Below are 19,977 nucleotides of genomic sequence, written 5' to 3'. Positions count from 1 at the left end.
GGCCTGCTGCTGTTTATATGGTCAAGTGCATGTATTACTGTGGAAATATATAAAATAAAGATACAGAAAATCGGTTTTTCTTCTATCGGTAAAGCCAATTTTTTCAACCATAAACTTGCCTTTAAGAATAAATCTGTCATTGCTGCTCGTGCCGGGGATATTGTCAAAACTTTCACGATCAGTACATGAGAGATAGAAACGGGACTAGGAAAGAATAAGATGGCAGGGAGTTTCAGTTGAATGCTGTAGATAATTTGTAGATAACAGCAGGTTCTATCGTTTGTTAACTTTGTCCTGCAGCTGAAACTACAGTTGTTTTTTTAAAGTAGAATATGAAAAGAGTTATGATTGGAGGCATTGGGCCTCTCCTGAAGTTTGCATTGATCGGTTATAGTTTTGTTTTAATGATGGCCTGTGGCAAGGATAAAGATCCGGTAGTGGACGTAACACCTGAACCGATCGAGGTCGACGTCTATGTGACAGGAATAAAAAAAGTGGCCGGGATCAATAGACCATTCTATCACAAGAACGGTGAGGAGCATATGCTCCCCTATAATGGCAATGTCTCAGCTACCGCCAACGACATTTTTGTATCGGAAGGGAATGTGTACGTGGTCGGGTTTATCAATTCTGATCTAACCTGGCAATACCTGCCAAGGACGGCGGTATTATGGAAAAATGGTGTAATACAAAATTTGGAAATGCCCAGATCCACGATAAGATCGGAAGCAAGGGCTGTATTTGTTTCCGATAATAATGTTTATGTTGCTGGGAGACATCAGAAACCCAAAGGTAATTGGGTTGCCTGTATTTGGAAAAATGGGAAGGTAATGGATGTTACGGACGGGAGCAATATGGCCAGGCTGTATGATATATGCGTACTTGGAAATGATATCTACGCGGTAGGCTATGAGATAAATGACGAAATTGGAACTCAGGGCAAATATTGGAAGAATGGCAAGGCTACTTTGTTGGAAAATAAGCATGCTGAGAATATCGTTCCCAACCAGATTTCCATTCTGGGTGGAGACATTTATGTTATCGGTACAGGTTTTGGCGGTGAAGGACAGACCGTGCAGTACTGGAAGAACGGAAAACAGTCCATACTACCTTCAAAACCAGCGCCTGTCAATTATGGGCAAGCCATAACAACAGAGGGTAACAATATATTCATCGGCGGAACCCTGGATAACCAACCGACTGTATGGCGGAATGCTGCATCATTGAATTGGAGCATTAACTCCGATCCTTCCATAGATGCAGAACTTTCGGATATGAAAGTATTAAGGGGAAATGTCTTTGCCACAGGATGGAGAAAAAGTGGAAAGGGAAGAATACTCTGGGTATGGAAAAATGGAAAGGAATATTTCAGTTCAGAAACTGATACGCACTATACACCTACCGGCTTGTTTATTGTCGGCCGGTAATGTGATTTTGGAATCCATCCGCATTTTGGACCTCGTATTGAGAAGGTTGTGAAATTTGGGTAGTAACCTGAAAAGCAAAAAGCCCAACTTCCGTTGAGCTTTTTGTTTTGTGGAGCTGGAGGGATTCGAACCCTCGTCCAAACATGGTACTGTATACGCTTTCTACATGTTTAGCTGCTCTTTAATTGTCGGGCGAGGGAAGGTGAGCCGCTTACCTATACCGGACGCCGTAGTTGCTGTTTCTCACAAGTGCTTAGCAACATCACACTTGCCAGTTCTATTGTTCGATGCCCCGAATGTTAAACCAAAGAACAGGATCTAACGGGACAAATAGCTATGTTAAGTCTAACTTAAGCAGCTAAGGCGTAGTTTTCTTCGCCAGTTATAATTCTGAAAGTTCAGATTAAAGTGCTCTACTAACAACGCACTACATGCTTACATAACCGTCTCCATCCTGTCAATTCCGGTCAACCCCAATTATGTGGCTACAAATATACGGTTTTTTTACGATATATCGCCCTATATATTGCAAAAAAGCAAGGCTGAATCTCCTCAGTCTTGCTTTTTGTAGACGGCTATTTAATCAGACCGGCACGTTTTAGGAGTGGTTCGACAGATGGCTCCTGTCCTCTAAAACGTTTATAAAGTACCATTGGATGTTCTGTACCTCCTTTGGAAAGTATATTGTCCTTAAACTTGGCCGCAACTTCTTTATTGAAAATACCATGTTGTTTAAAGTAATCGAACGCATCTGCATCCAGGACTTCAGCCCATTTGTAGCTATAATAACCTGAAGAGTAGCCTCCATTGAAAATATGGGAGAAGGCAGTACTCATCGCATTCTCCTTCACATCCGGATACAGCTTGGTGGAGGCGAATTGCTGGTCTTCAAATGCTTTTAGATCCGTGATGGCTGCAGGATCCTGCCCATGCCAGCCCATATCCAGGAGCCCAAAGCTCAACTGGCGCATGGTAGCCATGCCCTCTAAAAATGAAGCACTTTCACGGATTTTATCCACCAATTCCATCGGGATGACTTCGTTAGTCTCATAATGCCGTGCAAATAATTCCAGCGCTTCTTTCTCATAGCACCAGTTTTCCATCACCTGACTTGGCAATTCCACAAAATCCCAATAAACGGATGTCCCAGATAGCGTAGGATAGATGCTGTCTGCGAGCATGCCATGCAGCGCATGTCCAAACTCATGGAATAAGGTGGTTACTTCCTGGAAAGTCAATAGAGAAGGTTTGGTGGCGGTAGGTCGGGTGAAATTACATACAATGGATACATGTGGACGTTCCTGCTTGCCATCTTGCACATACTGTGATTTGAAGGAGGTCATCCAGGCCCCGTTCCGTTTGCCTTTGCGTGGAAAAAAATCGGCATAGAAAATAGCAACAAGCTCGCCCGTGTCGGTACTGACTTCAAAAGTCTGGACTTCCTCGTGATAGGTGTCGATGTTGCTGACAGCTTTGAAATGGATGCCAAATAAACGGCGGGCAACCTCAAAAGCGCCATGCAATACATTGTCGAGTTTAAAGTAAGGTTTAAGCGTTTCATCATCCAGATTAAAACGTTCCTGCTTTAATTTCTCCGCATAATAAGCGCCATCCCATTTTTCGAGCTGTTCAATACCATCCCTTTTCTTCGCAAATTCGGATAACTCCGCAAACTCTTTTAATGCTGCGGGCTTGGCCTTTTCAAGCAGATCGTTCAGAAAATCGGTGACTTTGGCCGGGTTTTGTGCCATACGTTCTGCTAGCACAAAATCGGCATGTGTGGCATAACCGAGTAGCTTGGCACGTTCAAATCGTAGTTTAACGATCTGAAGTACCTTGTTAACGTTATTGTATTCGTTATCTTGGAATGCCTTGCGCCCTGCAGCCAAGGTCATCTCCCGGCGAAGTTCCCGGTTGTCGGCGTAGGTGACAAAGGGAAGGTAGCTTGGAAAATCCAGTGTAAAGAGCCAGCCTTCTTTTTCATGGGCCTTGGCCAGTGCCTGGGCAGCTTCAACAGCACCATCTGGAAGTCCCGCAAGATCTTTCTGATCCGTGACCAGAAGCTGGTATGCGTGGGTTTCGGCAAGTACATTCTCGCCGAATTTTAATTTTAAAAGCGATAGCTCAGCGTCAATGGCACGGAGCTGTTCTTTCTGTTCATCGTTCAATAGGGCACCATTGCGGACAAAATCCTTATAGGATTTTTCCAATAAAGTGCATTGCTCAGCTGTCAGGTGTAGTTGATCCTTTTGTTCGTAAACGGTCTTTATACGTTTGAACAGATCAAAATTTAACGTAATGTCATTCCCCAGGGCAGATAATTTTGGAGCGACATCCTGGGCTATCCTTTCCAGTTCATCATTCGTTTCTGCGGAATGCAGATTGAAAAAGATATTCGATAACCTGTCCAGTGTCTGCCCGGAATAGGACATGGCTGCAATGGTATTGTCGAAGGTTGCTGTTTCGGGATTGTTGACGATGGCATCGACTTCATCTTTTGTCTTTTGGATCGCCTCGTCAAAGGCAGGGATATAATCTTCGTTTTTTATCTGTGAAAACGGCGCAGTATCGTGCGGCGTTTTGAATTTCTCTGTTAAAATACTCATAGGAGTAAATGTAATAAATATTTGCCTGAAGCGCTAAAAGCAATTTGAATTATGTGCTGCTGATGATATTAATTGGGAATGTGTATCTTCGCAGCATGAGGTTGAATACGATTTATATGCTGCTGGTAGTTATTATAGCTGTCCTGATAAGCACAGAAACATATGCACAGCAGAACTGCGATTCGCTGAGAAATGAGGTGCCGGCCTTTTGTAAACTGCTGGATGATGACGCCCGGGTAGAGTTTCCAAAGGATTATGCTAAAATCGCTGATTGCATGGAAATTGATTCTGTCGCACAGATGTTATTGGGATATGAGCTGGTCAAAATGAAAGCTTTACACTTACAACGTGAAAAAGGCAGAGTTTTTACTTATGGCGACTGGATGGATATGGTGGTGGAACTGAAGACGGGAAAGGAATACCGCAATGCTGTCCAGATGATGCAATTGATCCACAATAGGATCAATCGCGGAGACTGGGAAAAGTTGTTGAAGTTAATGAAAGATAGTATGTTGCCCAGTCATTTGGAAGCTCTTGAACTTGATAAATTGGAAAAAATGCTTTTTGATCCAAAGAATAAAGGGAAGAAATTTATTGAGGTGATGGAGCATATTAAATAAAAGGGGTAGGTAGAAGGGAAAGTATTTGATGTTCACCTGGCGGAATACAATAAACAAAATGGGCTGTTCAATTTTTTTGAACAGCCCATTTTGTTATCTGGGACAAGGGTTATGCTAGTTTTCCCAATGCCGCTTTGATTCGTTTCAGCGCCTCGATCAAACTTTCGTCTGATGCTGCGTAGGATAAACGGATATAGTTGTCGTTACCGAAAGAGTCGCCCCCTACAGTAGCTACATGACCTACGTTCAATAAATATAAAGCAAGATCAGATGAGTTTTTGATGATATTTCCATCTTGGTCTTTTTTGCCAAAGAAAGATGAAATTTCAGGGAAGAAATAGAATGCACCTTCGGGAAGGTTGGTGCGTACCCCCGGGATATCACTCAATAGATCGTACACCAATTGACGACGACGTGCAAAGGCTTCTTTCATTTTGTTGACCGACGCTAATCCTTGTTCGTAAGCAACAATACCTGCACGTTGTGAAATGGAGCAAGTCCCTGAAGTGGTCTGGCCCTGTAATTTATCATTTGCTGCAGCAATCGTTTTGTTGGCAGCAATATAACCCAAACGCCAGCCTGTCATCGCAAAGGCTTTTGAGAAACCATTGATGATAATAACGCGGTCTTTGATGCTGTCAAATTGTGCAATGGATTCGTGTTTGTCGACAAAATTGATGTGCTCATAGATCTCATCCGATAGAATAAATACCTGTGGATGCTTTTCAAAAACTTTCGCCAATGCTGCCAATTCATCTTTACTATAAACCGTTCCAGTAGGGTTATTGGGTGAAGAGAACATAAACAATTTGGTTTTTGGCGTGATGGCAGCTTCCAATTGCTCAGGCGTGATCTTAAAGTTATTGTCAATCTCCGTATTGATAAATACGGATTTTCCTTCTGCCAGTACAACCATTTCAGAGTATGATACCCAGTATGGTGTTGGAATGATAACCTCATCTCCTGGATTGATCAACGTCAGGATTACATTAGACAAGGATTGCTTTGCGCCTGTTGAAACAACGATCTGTGAAATATCATAGTCCAGGTTGTTCTCTGTCTTCAATTTATTCACGATGGCCTGACGCAATTCAGGGTATCCTGGTACTGGCGAGTAACGTGTCCAGTTTTCATCCAGGGCCTTCTTCGCTGCATCTTTTACATGTTCAGGAGTGTTAAAGTCAGGTTCACCTACGCTAAGGCTGATTACATTGATGCCTTTTGCTGCTAATTCTCGGCCCAGCTTGGTCATTTTAAGTGTGGCCGATTCGGACAAATTATTTATCCTGTCTGATAAGTATGATGATGTGCTCATGGTAGGACAAAGATATTATATACGTCGCAAATAATCTTCTTTATTTTTGAAAATTTACAAAGAAAAAGACTGTTTTTATTGGGGCTTTGGTAACAAAAGAGCTATTGAGCCAATCCAAGGACTCCCCATGTTGGTTTTTAGGCTGGGATGTTCAAAACTAATCGACTGGATTTGCCGTTATATCTTTACCTTTGCCCTACAAAATAACTGCCATGTCGAGACAAAGAAGATTGGTTTTATTATCGCTGTTTACGGGAATAAGTTTAATGATCGTTAAGTTTGTTGCGTATTTCCTGACAGACTCCAGTGCAATTTTTACGGATGCAGCAGAAAGTATCGTCAATGTGATTGCTTCGGGTTTTGCTTTTTATAGTATTTATCTCGCTGCGCAGCCTAGAGATGAAAACCATCCCTATGGACATGGGAAAGTGGAGTTTTTCTCGGTATTTCTGGAAGGTGGACTGATCTTTATTGCTGGGGCGATTATTTTGGCCAAAGCTTGCTACACGCTTTTTTTTCCTGCAGAGATTACTCGTCTGGAACAAGGGATTTATCTGATTGGCCTGACTTCACTGGTCAATTTTGCCATAGGTTTTTATATCATGAAAAGGGGACGTGCTTTGGGGTCTATTACTCTGATAGCCGATGGCAAACATCTTCAGGTGGATGCCTATAGCACGATTGGATTGATATTGGGCTTAATCATCATGAAGCTGACGGGGTTCCTATGGATCGATGTGGTGATTTCCCTCATTCTTGGGCTTTTTATTCTGTTCAATGGTTATAAACTACTCCGTCAATCCATTGGTGGACTGATGGACGAATCGGATACAGCATTGGTGCAGGATGTGGTTGAAATCTTGGAACGCAATCGAAAAGCAGAATGGATTGATGTCCACAACCTCAGGGTACAGCGTTATGGCAATGAACTCCATATTGACTGTCACCTGACTTTACCTCATTATTTTGACCTGGTTAAAGTCCACGATGAGATTTCGGAGGTGGATAAGATCGTAAATAAAGAGATGTCTGTCCGTACGGAGTTTTTTGTGCATGCTGATCCCTGCTTACCGCAATGCTGCCGTTATTGTCAGGTCAAGGACTGTCCAGTCCGCTCGGAAGCCTTTCAATCCAGGATTGCCTGGGATATGGATAATGTCACCCGCAACCAAAAGCATTTTCTATATGCCACAGCCGACTGATGGGCTGGGGGAGACCGGATTGCCGACTGGTACAGATGATCCGATATCCTCCTGATGGCGGAGATGAAAAATATACTTGATTCTTATAAATATGTATAAAAAAAGGTATCTTTGCCTTTTAGCAAAAGAGTTTAAAAATCCTATATGAAGCACATTCGTAATTTCTGTATTATTGCGCATATTGACCATGGCAAAAGTACTTTGGCAGATCGCCTTTTAGAGTATACCAATACCATTAGTCAGCGTGAAGCACAGGCACAATTACTTGATAATATGGATTTGGAACGTGAACGTGGTATTACGATCAAGAGTCACGCCATCCAGATGAATTATAAAAAAGATGGTCAGGAATATATCCTGAACCTGATCGATACTCCCGGACACGTTGACTTTTCATACGAAGTTTCCCGTTCTATTGCGGCCTGTGAGGGTGCATTGCTTATTGTAGATGCTTCACAGGGGATTCAGGCACAAACGATTTCGAATCTATACCTTGCGCTGGAACATGATCTGGAGATTATCCCGATCTTAAACAAGATGGACCTTCCAGGTGCCATGCCTGAGGAAGTGAAAGATCAGATCGTGGATCTGATCGGTGGCGACCGTGATGCGATCATCCCAGCTTCGGGAAAGACTGGTCTTGGGGTACCGGATATTTTGGAAGCTATTGTAGAACGTATTCCACACCCCGTAGGTGATCCGGACGCACCATTGCAGGCATTGATCTTTGATTCTGTATTCAACTCCTTCCGTGGGATCATGGCTTATTTCAAGGTTGAAAATGGTGAAATCCGTAAAGGTGACAAAGTGAAATTTGTGGCCACGGGTAAGGAATATTTCGCCGATGAGATCGGTACGCTAAAGTTGAACCAGGTGCCAAAAGAAGTCATCAAGACCGGCGACGTTGGTTATATCATTTCTGGTATCAAGGAAGCAAGAGAAGTAAAAGTTGGGGATACCATTACACATAAAGAACGCCCTTGTGCTGAAGCTATCCAGGGTTTTGAAGAAGTGAAACCCATGGTCTTTGCGGGGATCTATCCGGTGGATACCGAAGATTACGAAGAATTGCGCGAGTCCATGCACCGCCTTCAGCTGAATGATGCTTCCTTGGTCTTTGAACCGGAATCTTCAGCCGCCTTGGGTTTTGGTTTCCGTTGTGGCTTCCTGGGCATGCTCCACATGGAGATTATTCAGGAACGTCTGGAAAGGGAATTTGATATGACGGTGATCACAACCGTTCCCAACGTTTCGTATAAGGCTTATATGACCAGGGATAAGGAGGAAGTTATTGTTCATAATCCTTCCGACCTGCCTGATCCCAGTAAATTGGATTCCATCGAAGAACCTTATATCAAGGCTAACATCATCACGAAATCAGACTTTGTCGGCCCGATCATGTCGCTCTGTATCCAGAAACGTGGTACGATCATGAATCAGCATTACCTGACTTCAGATCGTGTGGAACTGGTCTTTGAGATGCCAATGGGGGAGATCGTATTTGATTTTTACGATAAACTGAAAACAATTTCCAAAGGATATGCTTCATTTGATTATCATCAGATCGGCTACCGTACTTCGGACCTGGTCAAATTGGATATCCGGCTGAATGACGAACCTGTGGATGCCTTATCTTCTTTGATTCATCGCAGCAATGCCTACGATTTTGGTAAGAAAATCTGTGAAAAACTAAAGGAACTGCTTCCGCGCCAACAATTTGAGATCCGTATCCAGGCTTCTATTGGAGCGAAGATCATCGCCCGGGAAACCATCTCCGCACTTCGGAAGGATGTAACGGCAAAATGTTATGGTGGTGATATCTCACGTAAGCGTAAATTGTTGGAGAAACAGAAAAAAGGTAAAAAACGCATGCGTCAGGTGGGGAACGTAGAAATTCCGCAATCTGCATTTATGGCGGTATTGAAGTTGGATTAATCGTATATAATAAAAAAATAAAGGAGCTCTTGGGCTCCTTTTAAATACAATAAAATCTCCTAAACATGAATCTATTAGATGGTAAATTAGTTTCCGAAAAAATTAAAGAGCAAATTGCGTTGGACGCCGCTGAATTTACAACCCAAACCGGCCGAAAACCACATCTTGTCGCTATCCTTGTCGGTAATGATGGTGGCAGTGAAACCTATGTCGCCAGTAAAATGCGCAATTGTCAATTGGTTGGCTTTGAATCCACCAACATTCGTTATGATGAAACAATCACGGAAGAGGAATTGATCGCCAAGATCAAGGAAATCAATCAAGATGACCATATCGACGGTCTGATTGTACAATTGCCATTGCCAAAACACATCGATCCGGACAAGGTGACTGAGGCTATTGATTATCGTAAGGATGTGGATGGGTTCCATCCGATCAATCTAGGTCGTATGCAGCGTAACCTGCCTTGTTTTATTCCTGCCACTCCTTATGGCATTATGTTGATGCTGGATTATTATAAAATCGATACAGCAGGCAAACATGCCGTTGTCGTGGGCCGTAGCAATATCGTGGGATCTCCCATGAGTATCCTGCTTGCCCGTAATTCCAATCCTGGAAACTGTACTGTTACATTGACGCATAGCCGAACAAAGGACCTTAAAACAGAGGTGCTTCGCGGTGATATTGTCGTGGCGGCCATCGGTAAGAAAAATTTTGTCACCGCTGACATGGTCAAAGAAGGTGCGGTGGTGATTGATGTGGGGATCAACAGAGAAACCTCAACCACAACAAAATCTGGATTTAAACTGTACGGTGACGTGGACTTTGAACATGTTGCCCCCAAAGCTTCCTGGATTACTCCGGTACCTGGTGGGGTGGGGCTGATGACGATTGTCGGATTATTGAAAAATACATTAGAGGCAGCCAAGGGAACTATTTATCCAAAACAATAATATTGTCTATTTGGCATAGAAGTTGTAAATTGATAAGGAATTAATCATTAATTACAAACTGAGGTGAAATCATCATGGGTTTTTAGGTATACTTAAATCAAGGTATATAAAAGCTTATGGTTACTTCAAAGCCATTAAAAACAAATATTAGCATGAAAAAAATTGCACTTTTAGCAGTAGTGGCAGGAGCATTGTTGATGTCTTCCTGCAACAATTCAGAGCAAAAAGCTTCTACGGAAACGGACTCTGCACAGACAGTTGGTGAACATGTTGATGCGGCGATCGCTGATTTAAAGAATGCGGAAGAAAATGCGCGCTTGAAAGCTGAACAAGCTAAGAAAGATCTGGATGATGCCATCGCCAAGGGTGATAAAGCAGCTGAGGAAAAGGCACGCGCGGCAACTGAGGAAGCCAATACTGCCTGGGAGAAAACCAAAGACGCCTTGCGCAATGCTGGGGAAGACGTAAAAGAAGGTCTGAAAGATGCTAAAGATGCAACAGTAGATGCGACAAATACTGCTGTGGATAAAACAAAAGAAGCAGCTGAAGATGTGAAAGATGCCTCGAAGAAAGTAGGTGAGGATATCAGCCGTAAAGCCAAAAATGTTGGTGAAGCGCTGAAGAACTAATCTCTTCGGGAGTACGCATTAATTAGACAAAAAAGAACCGGGGCCACCAAGTGAGCCCCGGTTCTTTTTTTACCGTTATTGCCTCCTTACCTGATGGTCAGCAGGAGCTGCCCCATAAGCCTGATGTCTCTACTGGAACTGTTGATGTAGCAGCAGCTGTCGTTTGACAGTGATGTCCCTTACTTGTAATATTCCCACAGTAATTTGGAAAGCTTACGGGTCAGGACTTCAGCTGCATTTGTTTTCCCCCAGCTCTGGTCTTGGTTGTTTTTGGTGAATATGCTGAATACATAGTCTCCCTTAGGTGCGTTGACCAGAATGACCTCGTTCCGGACATCATCCAATGAACCTGTTTTGGACGCGGTCTTGACTGTGGGCGGAATCTGAGAGAGCCCTCTTTCATCATAGAACATATTGCCCAGCAATCGGTACATCTGATCCGAAGCTGTTGCCGACACTACTTTTCCCTGGCGGATCAAGGTCAGCAGATCTGCGATTTCTTTTGGCGTTGTTTGCCCCCAGCCATATTTTTGCCAATCGGCCTGTCTGCCTTCGGTCTGGGAGTTGACCCGGGTATTTTGCAGTTGCAGCCCGGCCATCAGCTCGTTGATCTGAATGCCACCACCGGCCAGCTTTTGGTTCCAGATGCTAGTAACATTATCACTATATGATAACATCAGGGCAATCAAGGTCTTGAGGTCTACCTGAGTACTGTCCTTGAAAAACTGCATCAGACCCGAACCACCATATTTTTGTGCCTCACGGTAAAGAAAGCGTTGGTCCAGCTGCAGCTGCCCCTTGTTGATTTTGTCAAAAATACCGACCAGAATAGGTATTTTGACCACACTTGCAGTAGGGAAGATGCTGTCGGCCTGGATGTTGACCTCTTTATTTTTCTTGAGATGATGTACATAGATCCCAACATCCCCTTGAAACCCCTGTATGAGTTGTTTAATATGTGATTCGAGCTTTTTATCTGTCGTCCGCTTCTGCCCATAGATGGACAGGGAAAGAAGCAGTAGGATCATGGATAGAAAAATGTTACGCATGGCGGGTTTTGAATAGTTGTTAAATGTGCTGGATAATAGTTATTTTTATTGTTTATAGGGCTGAAGTTATGAAATATCCATGATTAGCAGGCACAAACAGGGATGAAAATAACCTGGATATTCCATATGACCATTGAAAGATAGATTATTTGCATATGAAATTATTTATGATTTTAATCGGTTGTAAACCGAAAAATAGACGTACTGAACAACATGATATTTTCTTCGGTATCGGGAATGAACTCCGGGATTTTGTTGAACCGATCAGGGACTTCTGGCCTGAAGCAGACGGTAAAATCCATATTGATGCCTATCGTGTGGTCAATAAAATTGGCGAGTACGAAATCAGTGTGGTGGAGAAAAATGATCTCCTGATGCCGGACACTGCATTAAAGTTGTTTTTTGTCAATCTTGGCGGTTATAAACCGAATGAGTTTGATGAATCGCATTACAAGGAGCTTATTGTTGCCCCCAATTTGGCCAAGGCTACAGAAAAGGCGAAACGGACTGTTTTCTGGAAACATCATGGTTCAGCGCATATTGATGATAAATATGGACTGGATGTAGATGATATCTATGAAATAGAGGATTTACTGCTGGCGGCGGACAAAGCGAAATATGGTATCCAGATTGTCTCAAAAATGGGACTTAAGGACGATGTGATCACGAATGGGTACTTTAAGCTGAGTGCTTTATAGTAATTTGTGGAAAGGGTACCCGGATTGGAAGAGTGTAGCTAATAAAAAATAGGATGATCAAAAAAGGGCAGTCTAAAAATAGACGCCCTTTTTTGATGTTAACCAATTTGCTGTTGGTCCCGATGTTGTTTGCGAATCACGCTATGTTTTTTACCGTATATAAAATAAATCAAGAGGCCTAAAGCCAGCCAGATTGCCAATCGTTCCCAGCTTTCAATGGGCAGCGATGCCATCATCAGGATACAGACCAGGATACCCATGATCGGAACAAAAGGAACCAATGGTGTTCTGAAAGGGCGCTCTAGGTTCGGATCGGTTTTGCGAAGGACCAATATTCCAACACAAACCAATGTGAAGGCAAATAAAGTGCCGATACTGACCATGTGTCCAAGATCGGATACTGGAACAAAGCCTGCGAAAATACTGACAAATACCATGAAAATTGCATTTGTTTTCCATGGTGTCTGTCTTTTGGAAAGATCCGAAAAGACTTTAGGCAACAGTCCGTCCTTACTCATGGAGTAGAATACACGGCTCTGGCCGAGCAACATCACAAGAATCACGGAAGTATAACCGGCAATAATGGTAATGATCAGCGCTGTATTGAGAAAGTGGTAACCTGTTTTTGCAAATGCTGTGGCCACCGGTTTGGCATCGCCTTTAAATACCGCATAGTTTTCAATGCCCGTCATGACATAGGAAAACAGCACATAGAGTAGGGTACAGATGATCAATGAACCGATGATACCGATAGGCATGCCCTTTTTTGGATTTTTAGCTTCCTGTGCGGCGGTACTTACCGCGTCAAAACCAATAAAGGCAAAGAACACAACTCCTGCCGCACGTAGCACACCGCTAATCCCGAAATGGCCAAAATCGTCACTCTTTAAAAAGGACCACAGACTTTGCTGTCCACTTTTGACGAGCTCCTCCCCAGCATTGGTCGGAATAAAAGGATCGTGATTTGCAGGATTTATAAAGCTCCATCCTAATGCTATAAAAATGAGGACAACACCTACTTTTAAGATCACCAATATGTTATTTACGGTAGAGGATTCTTGGGTGCCACGCATCAGTAACAGCGAGAGTAAACAGACGATGATGATTGCCGGTAAATTGACCATTCCACCTTCCCATGGTCCTTTGAGGAAGATGTCGGGCAGGTGTATATGGAAAATCATCAGGAGCTGATTGAAATATTGGGACCAGCTGACGGCAACAGTGGCACCGGCAAGGGCATATTCCAGTACCAGATCCCAGCCGATAATCCAGGCAACGAATTCGCCCATGGTTGCGTAGGAGTACGTATAGGCACTTCCGGCAACAGGGATCATGGAGGCAAATTCAGCGTAACAGAGACCTGCAAAAGCACAGCCCACGGCAGCGATAATGAATGACAGGATAACAGCTGGCCCTGCATTTTCCGCAGCAGCAATCCCGGTGAGGGAAAATAGCCCTGCTCCAATGATAGCGCCCACACCTAATGCAATAAGTCCTGTACTGGACAGGGTTCTTTTTAGCGTATGTTCACCATTTTCGTTGGCCTCAGCAATCAGTTGAGGAATCGATTTTTTAAATAGCATAGGATTAATTCTTTTACGATGATTTAGCTTTTTAATTGTTTAATTTATGTCAAATATAAATGATATCAACGACAAAAGGGAAGATTGCGCTTCCCTTTTGTTATAAAATCTACAATCAATCGATTGTATGTGCTTAATAGGCGGCCGTAAAACGTTTGTTAATAAACTGTTTATTTTCGATCTCATCGACTATGGCAACCGCAAGATCTTCAACGGACAGCCTGGAACGTCCTTCCTGATCGAATACGGGCTGGTCTAAGCCAGTACGGTATTGGCCTGTCCTGGTTCCGCCCGCATGTGAATTCATCTCAATGGCAGGACTGATCATGGTCCAGCTGAGCTGCTCTTCCTTTCGGATCGTATCGAGATAATCTGCTGCGGCCAGTGCCCCGGGTTTGATTGCCGCAGGGAAGTCTGGGGCGTCCACCAGACGTTTTCCTTCAACCAGGAGGCTCCCTGCTCCACCGACAACGATAAAGCGTCGCACACCGACATCTTTGACTGCTTGTTGGATGGCCAAAGCCCCTTTTGTAAAATCGGCATAAAGATCGGGGTTGGTCCAGCCGGCATTGAATGCCGAGACAACGATATCGGCCCCTTTTAGAGCGTTTACCAACTGAGCCTGATCTGTGACGTCGGCCTGAATTTTAGTGATTCTGTCGTTGGACGGAATACTGTCGGTATGGCGCGCAATGGCAATTACATCATAGTTGCGGTCAACCAGTTCTTTTACGAGATGGGATCCAACATAGCCTGTGGATCCAATAACTGCTACTTTCATATTTTTTCAATTAAATGTTTTACTAAAATCAGCCAGCGCTATTTTTTCCAAACGGGAGACAATATCAGTGTCGACTTCCTGATAGAGATCTTGCAATTTGGAATTGATATGCTTACCCACTATACAGTTGGGATTGGGATTGTTGAATTTGCCAACAAGCTCTTCCTGTTTGGTGCTCAGATAAATGTCGGCAAGTGTAATCTTGTCATTTTCAGGATGAATACGAATACCGCCACCTTTACCTTCTTTACTGGTCAAGAGGAATGCCGCTTTCAGGGAAGCGATTTCCTTGCGCACAATAGCCGGATTCACCTGGATGCTGGAGGCTATAAAGTCCGAAGAAAGCCATTGATCGGATTCATTCAACTGGGCCAACACCATAATGTGCAATGCGGTGGCAAATCTCAAATTATGTAACATTCCCTTAACTGATTTTAAAATTTATGGTACAAAAGTAATAGAAAAGGCTTTAAACTGAAATAAAAAATATTACAGTTTAAAGCCTTCTGACAATACGCTGATAAAAAGGGGTGTTTTTTATTTTTTCTCGTTAAATTTTTTATAGCTATCCATGATATATACTTTCAGGGTTTCCTCGCTGCTGTTATGGACAAACTTGTAGGATGGCCTAAATTGTTCTTTGAATAAGGCAAGGTCTGCACCCTCCAATGGTGTCAGTTCTTTGATCAGGCGTTCGGTGAATTTGCGGTCAACGGCTCTTTTTTCCTGTTCTGCTACCAAAAGCTTGTAGTTGGATCGTGCCTGTTTTCCTTCTTTGCTAAAGATACGGCTGGGTGAAATTCGTATACCGCCGCGTTGCTGGCTGACATCGGAGTATTTTCCAGCAATTTTTTCGCGTTGGATCTCTGCCGCGAGCCTGCTATCGGTCATCCGCTCGACAATGACCTCGGTCAGTTCGATGGGATTGTTTATTCTATTCAAATATATTCTACGCAGGCTGGTATCGTAGATAAATACCGTATCCTGTTCATACCCTGATGCCTTGATCAGCAGCAGATCATTGATGTTGGTTTCTATGGCAAAGGAACCGTCCTTATTGGTCTGTACTTCTACCATGTTGCGTAGGTTCTGGATCTGTGCTCCCTCAATTTTTTCACCACTGACCAGTTCCATAATAATTCCCTGTGTTTTTTCCTGTGCAACGAGCTGTCTGCCGATCAGCGAAAGAACTAAGCAACTTAGAATCGTTTGTATGATTTTCATGAGAATAATAGTTTAATCGCAATGAAACCATCATGAAGCCGTTTTCTCCTCTGCTCATGATGGTTTCATGATTTTAATTTCCTGTTATCAAAAATAACGAATAGAATTTGAATTATCTGTCTAATTTGCTTTCCAGGTGTTATTATCTGGATTTTTGTCCGGCATGACGGCATCGGGATCTAGCTGAACGGATTGCAATGCTTCTGTTGTAGGGATTTTAAATTGCCAGACATTGTTTCTTTCCCAAACTTCTACAGGTAATTTTTTCCGTATTTTCTTTCCTGAGGCGGTGGTTGCTTCGACGATAATGGGCATCGGTAGCTTTTCCAGATTTTCAACGGTAATCAGCGCACCGAGTTTTGGCTCGTTGTTGACATAAGAAACCGACTTGATGCCTTGATCCATCTGCCAATTGTTCACAAACCACCCGCGCCAGAACCAGTTAAGGCTTTCTCCGGTACCATTTTCTATTGCCTTGAAAAAATCTTCTGGGGTTGGATGTTTATAGGCCCATTCCTGAATGTATTTCTTAAAGGCATAATCGAAACGCTCTTTACCAATGATTTCGTTACGTAATAATTTAAGGCCGTAGGCTGGTTTGTAGTACACCAAGGCCCCGATATTGCGTTCTTTCATATTCTGAGGTGTGCTCATGATGGGTTCAAGGTTCCGGGAAGTAAATATATAAGGCCTGCTTGCCTGCGAGCGATAATATTCACCATCGTTGAATTCTTGTGTCGCCAGTTCATTGATAAAAGTATTAAATCCTTCATCCATCCAGCCATGTTCGCGTTCATTGGAACTGACAATCATCGGGAACCAGTTGTGGCCGAACTCATGATTGGTGACTCCCCAGAGTGAGCCGGCTTTGGCTTGATGACCACAAAAAGACAGCGCTGGATATTCCATGCCGCCGACATTGGAAGCAACATTCACGGCCACGGGATAAGGATATTCGAACCAATTTTTGGAGTAGATCTCAATAGCGGCCTTGGTGTATTCCGTAGAGCGCTCCCAGGCATTGTTGCTATTGCTTTCGACGGGATAGGCGGATAAAGCCAGGGCTTTTTTTCCACTTGGTAAATTTATTTTTGCTCCATCCAATATGAAGGCCTTGGAGGAGGCCCAGGCAATATCTTGTGCATTATTGAGCTGATATTTCCAGGTCAGGGTCTTTTTATCTGGTCTGGAATCTTTGGCGATCACTTCTTCTGCCGAACGGATCAGTACGGTTTCATCGCTGCGCTGTGCCTGTTGGTATCTTTTAAACTGTTCGGCCGTAAATACTTCTTGTGGATTTAAGAGTTCGCCACCTAAGACAACGATGTGGTTGGCTGGAGCTGTAACCTCCACCTGATAATTGCCAAATTCACGGTAGAACTCACCAGGACCGGTATAAGGCAATGTGTTCCAACCCCTGATATCATCATATACACAGAGCCGTGGAAACCATTGAGCAATGGCATAGATCTTTCCATTCTTGGTGTCCAGAATACCGGTACGGTCTGCTCCATATTGTGGAATAGTATATTGGTAAGCGACCTTAAAGGTTATTTTCCCACCTTTCTTTTTAAGTGCAGCGGGAAGCCTCAGCTGCATCCGGGTGTCATCGATGATATGCTCAATGGCATTGCCATTGGCGTCTGTAACAGATTGAATCTGATAGCCGCCGTCAAAGGTAGAATTTCCATCACCATAACGACTGTTGGTCAAAGGGGAGATCAGCTGCCCACGCCCATGCTGGGAAAACATATTCTGATCCAGCTGGAGCCAAAGATAATCCATATCATCGGGACTATTGTTGCTATAGGTGATCTCGACGGCTCCTGTGATCTGATCATTTTGATCATTAAGCGATGCCTTTATCTTATAGTCAGCGGCATTTTGCCAATAACCGATACCAGGTTTGCCTGCTGCTGACCGGTATTCCGTGCCATTATTGTTGAAAAATAATGGCGCAAATGCCTCTGTATAACTATAATTGGAAGTTTTCTCTTGCGAGAAGGACGGAAAAGCGTAGCTCAATGCAACAAGGCTTAAGGAAGCCAATGCAAATCTTTTCATCATATGTGTTTGAATTATATTGTTTATCTGCTCCAATATACAATGAAAAGTACATAAGGCCAAAAAAAGCTCTTTTTTAGAGAGCTTGTAACAATTATTTTAAGTTGACCCTGTATTCGTCTTCATTAAATCCCAGCAGGATACCACTGCCATGTTCAATGACCGGCCGTTTGATCATACTGCTGTATTGCTGAAGGACCTGATTGGCACTCTCGGCATCGACTACCTGGGCCTGTTCTTCGGGCGTCAGCTTTTTCCAGGTGGTTCCTTTTTTATTGACCAAAGATTGCCAATCAGCCTGTTGCTCCCATTCTTTTAACTTTTCCTCGCTGACACCTTCTTTTTTGAAGTCATGAAATTGGAACGGAAGGTTATTCTCTTCCAGCCATGTCAATGCCTTCTTTACCGTGTTACAATTCTTGATACCGTATACCTGTAGCATAATGATTATAAATTAGTGTATTCAAATTTAGTCAATCCCCCGGGTTTTCAAATAGGTTGGGTGCTTTATGATGAATTTTTTCCAGACTATGCCATTCCCGGTGAAATGATAGTGTATTTAGTACACTATAAAAATTAGGAAGTAATAATTATTTTTAATAATTTAGTAGCTTCAAGAGTTAATAAAGATTAAATAAATCAATAACAGAAATATGAGCCTAAAAGATTTTAAAGGTGTATTGACAGGTGATCAAGTACAAGAGTTGTTTGAAGTAGCGAAGAAGCACAAATTCGCTTTACCTGCGGTAAATATTATCGGAACAAATTCGATCAATGCGGTGATGGAAACCGCAAAAGCGGTAAACTCTCCTGTCATTATTCAATTGTCCAATGGCGGTGCGCAATTCTATGCTGGTAAATCATTGAATAATGATAATTTACAAGCTTGTGTATTGGGGGCAGTATCTGCGGCACAGCATGTACACCTTCTTGCAGAACATTACGGTGTTGCTGTTATCTTACATACGGATCATGCGGCTAAAAAACTTTTACCTTGGATCGACGGTTTGTTGGATGCAGGTGAAAAATTCTTTGCTCAACATGGTAAGCCATTGTTCTCCTCGCATATGTTGGATCTGTCTGAAGAGCCTATTGAAGAGAATATCGAGATTTCAAAAAAATACCTGGAGCGTATGAAACCACTGGGAATGACTGTAGAAATCGAATTGGGTGTTACTGGTGGAGAGGAAGATGGTGTTGACAATTCAGATGTAGACAGTTCTAAATTATACACACAACCTGAAGAGGTTGCTTATGCGTATGAAGAATTGTCGAAAGTATCTGACAAATTTACAGTTGCTGCGGCATTTGGTAACGTACATGGTGTGTACAAACCTGGTAATGTAAAATTACAGCCTGTCATTCTGCATAATTCACAACAATATATCCGTGAGAAATATAATCTTGCGGCTGAGAAGCCAGTGAATTTTGTCTTCCATGGTGGTTCGGGTTCTTCGCCGGAAGAAATTGCTGAGGCTATTTCCTATGGAGCGATCAAAATGAATATCGATACAGATATGCAATGGGCATTTTGGGATGGTGTAAGAGCATACGAAGCTAAAAACCATGATTATTTACAAGGCCAGATCGGTAATCCTGAAGGATCTGATTCGCCAAATAAAAAGTTTTATGACCCGCGTGTCTGGTTACGTAAAGGTGAAGACGCGTTTGTTGCCCGTTTGAAAGAGGCATTTGGTGATTTGAATGCAGTAGATGTAAACAGCAAATTGTAAGCTGTCAAAATTTTAATAAAAAGGTGTCCTATTTTTTAGGACGCCTTTTTTTATGTCAAAATTGGTTAAAAATCCCTTTAATTAACGGGATTGGCTTATTTTTTGACAACTGTTGGAGGCGAAAGTCCGATAAATCACAGCGGTCAGGCTTCAAAAAC

Annotated in this window: 17 protein-coding genes and 1 other RNA gene; 8 read left to right on the top strand and 10 right to left on the bottom strand. The window is 42.9% G+C overall.

Features of this window, described 5'->3' with window-relative positions; translation table 11 throughout:
* Positions 1 to 332: 332 nt before the first annotated feature.
* Positions 333 to 1,427, top strand: coding sequence for a hypothetical protein (locus HX021_RS09940; protein WP_286590073.1), 1,095 nt, complete (start codon positions 333 to 335; stop codon positions 1,425 to 1,427).
* A gap of 107 nt (positions 1,428 to 1,534) precedes the next feature.
* Here HX021_RS09940 and ssrA read toward each other — a convergent pair.
* Together ssrA and HX021_RS09930 are read right to left on the bottom strand one after the other, a co-directional pair.
* Positions 1,535 to 1,902: a transfer-messenger RNA gene (ssrA, locus tag HX021_RS09935) on the bottom strand.
* Between the two features lie 100 nt (positions 1,903 to 2,002).
* The gene (locus HX021_RS09930) at positions 2,003 to 4,033 is read right to left on the bottom strand and encodes a M3 family metallopeptidase (RefSeq protein WP_286590072.1); all 2,031 of its coding nucleotides are present in this window, start codon (positions 4,031 to 4,033) and stop codon (positions 2,003 to 2,005) included.
* 95 nt (positions 4,034 to 4,128) lie between these two features.
* On the opposite strand from HX021_RS09930, the gene HX021_RS09925 reads away from it, so the two are divergent.
* On the top strand, positions 4,129 to 4,653 hold the full coding sequence (locus HX021_RS09925; RefSeq protein WP_286590070.1) for a hypothetical protein: 525 nt from the start codon (positions 4,129 to 4,131) through the stop codon (positions 4,651 to 4,653).
* A 109-nt stretch (positions 4,654 to 4,762) separates the two neighbouring features.
* Here the strand turns inward: HX021_RS09925 and HX021_RS09920 are convergent, their stop codons facing one another.
* On the bottom strand, positions 4,763 to 5,968 hold the full coding sequence (locus HX021_RS09920) for a pyridoxal phosphate-dependent aminotransferase (RefSeq protein WP_286590069.1): 1,206 nt from the start codon (positions 5,966 to 5,968) through the stop codon (positions 4,763 to 4,765).
* Positions 5,969 to 6,180: 212 nt separating this feature from the next.
* Between HX021_RS09920 and HX021_RS09915 the strand changes: the two genes are divergently transcribed.
* The 4 genes from HX021_RS09915 (at position 6,181) to HX021_RS09900 (ending at position 10,687) form a co-directional block, all read left to right on the top strand.
* Positions 6,181 to 7,170, top strand: coding sequence for a cation diffusion facilitator family transporter (locus tag HX021_RS09915; RefSeq protein WP_286590068.1), 990 nt, complete (start codon positions 6,181 to 6,183; stop codon positions 7,168 to 7,170).
* 144 nt (positions 7,171 to 7,314) lie between these two features.
* The gene (gene lepA, locus HX021_RS09910; protein ID WP_286590067.1) at positions 7,315 to 9,105 is read left to right on the top strand and encodes a translation elongation factor 4; all 1,791 of its coding nucleotides are present in this window, start codon (positions 7,315 to 7,317) and stop codon (positions 9,103 to 9,105) included.
* A gap of 65 nt (positions 9,106 to 9,170) precedes the next feature.
* Positions 9,171 to 10,058: a bifunctional 5,10-methylenetetrahydrofolate dehydrogenase/5,10-methenyltetrahydrofolate cyclohydrolase gene (locus HX021_RS09905; protein WP_286590066.1), complete on the top strand. Its 888-nt coding sequence runs from the start codon at positions 9,171 to 9,173 to the stop codon at positions 10,056 to 10,058.
* A 152-nt stretch (positions 10,059 to 10,210) separates the two neighbouring features.
* A complete protein-coding gene (locus HX021_RS09900) occupies positions 10,211 to 10,687 on the top strand; it encodes a hypothetical protein (RefSeq protein ID WP_286590065.1) in 477 nt (158 codons plus the stop codon).
* Between the two features lie 179 nt (positions 10,688 to 10,866).
* Here the strand turns inward: HX021_RS09900 and HX021_RS09895 are convergent, their stop codons facing one another.
* On the bottom strand, positions 10,867 to 11,736 hold the full coding sequence (locus tag HX021_RS09895; protein ID WP_286590064.1) for a serine hydrolase: 870 nt from the start codon (positions 11,734 to 11,736) through the stop codon (positions 10,867 to 10,869).
* 155 nt (positions 11,737 to 11,891) lie between these two features.
* Here HX021_RS09895 and HX021_RS09890 point away from each other — a divergent pair, with 155 nt between their 5' ends.
* Positions 11,892 to 12,434 (top strand): DUF1543 domain-containing protein, encoded by a 543-nt coding sequence (locus HX021_RS09890; RefSeq protein ID WP_286590063.1) that lies wholly within the window; start codon positions 11,892 to 11,894, stop codon positions 12,432 to 12,434.
* Positions 12,435 to 12,532: 98 nt separating this feature from the next.
* Here HX021_RS09890 and HX021_RS09885 read toward each other — a convergent pair whose 3' ends face one another.
* From HX021_RS09885 to HX021_RS09860, 6 genes are all read right to left on the bottom strand, one after another.
* The gene (locus HX021_RS09885) at positions 12,533 to 14,017 is read right to left on the bottom strand and encodes an amino acid permease (RefSeq protein ID WP_286590062.1); all 1,485 of its coding nucleotides are present in this window, start codon (positions 14,015 to 14,017) and stop codon (positions 12,533 to 12,535) included.
* Positions 14,018 to 14,150: 133 nt separating this feature from the next.
* Positions 14,151 to 14,798 carry an NAD(P)-dependent oxidoreductase gene (locus HX021_RS09880; protein ID WP_286590061.1) on the bottom strand — a complete coding sequence of 216 codons (648 nt, stop codon included), beginning with the start codon at positions 14,796 to 14,798 and terminating at the stop codon, positions 14,151 to 14,153.
* 6 nt (positions 14,799 to 14,804) lie between these two features.
* A complete protein-coding gene (locus tag HX021_RS09875; RefSeq protein ID WP_286590060.1) occupies positions 14,805 to 15,218 on the bottom strand; it encodes an RrF2 family transcriptional regulator in 414 nt (137 codons plus the stop codon).
* 117 nt (positions 15,219 to 15,335) lie between these two features.
* Entirely contained in the window at positions 15,336 to 16,022 is a 687-nt protein-coding gene (locus tag HX021_RS09870) for a peptidase associated/transthyretin-like domain-containing protein (RefSeq protein ID WP_286590059.1), read from the bottom strand.
* A gap of 120 nt (positions 16,023 to 16,142) precedes the next feature.
* On the bottom strand, positions 16,143 to 18,089 hold the full coding sequence (locus tag HX021_RS09865; protein WP_286590058.1) for a M1 family metallopeptidase: 1,947 nt from the start codon (positions 18,087 to 18,089) through the stop codon (positions 16,143 to 16,145).
* A gap of 91 nt (positions 18,090 to 18,180) precedes the next feature.
* Positions 18,181 to 18,528 (bottom strand): ArsC family reductase, encoded by a 348-nt coding sequence (locus tag HX021_RS09860; protein ID WP_286590057.1) that lies wholly within the window; start codon positions 18,526 to 18,528, stop codon positions 18,181 to 18,183.
* A 211-nt stretch (positions 18,529 to 18,739) separates the two neighbouring features.
* Here HX021_RS09860 and fbaA point away from each other — a divergent pair, with 211 nt between their 5' ends.
* Entirely contained in the window at positions 18,740 to 19,819 is a 1,080-nt protein-coding gene (gene fbaA / locus HX021_RS09855) for a class II fructose-bisphosphate aldolase (protein WP_286590056.1), read from the top strand.
* Positions 19,820 to 19,977: the final 158 nt, after the last annotated feature.

Source organism: Sphingobacterium sp. N143 (assembly GCF_030325625.1).
GTDB lineage: Bacteria > Bacteroidota > Bacteroidia > Sphingobacteriales > Sphingobacteriaceae > Sphingobacterium.
Note: the sequence above shows the minus strand (reverse complement) of the source record. Positions and strands in the feature narration are given on the sequence as shown.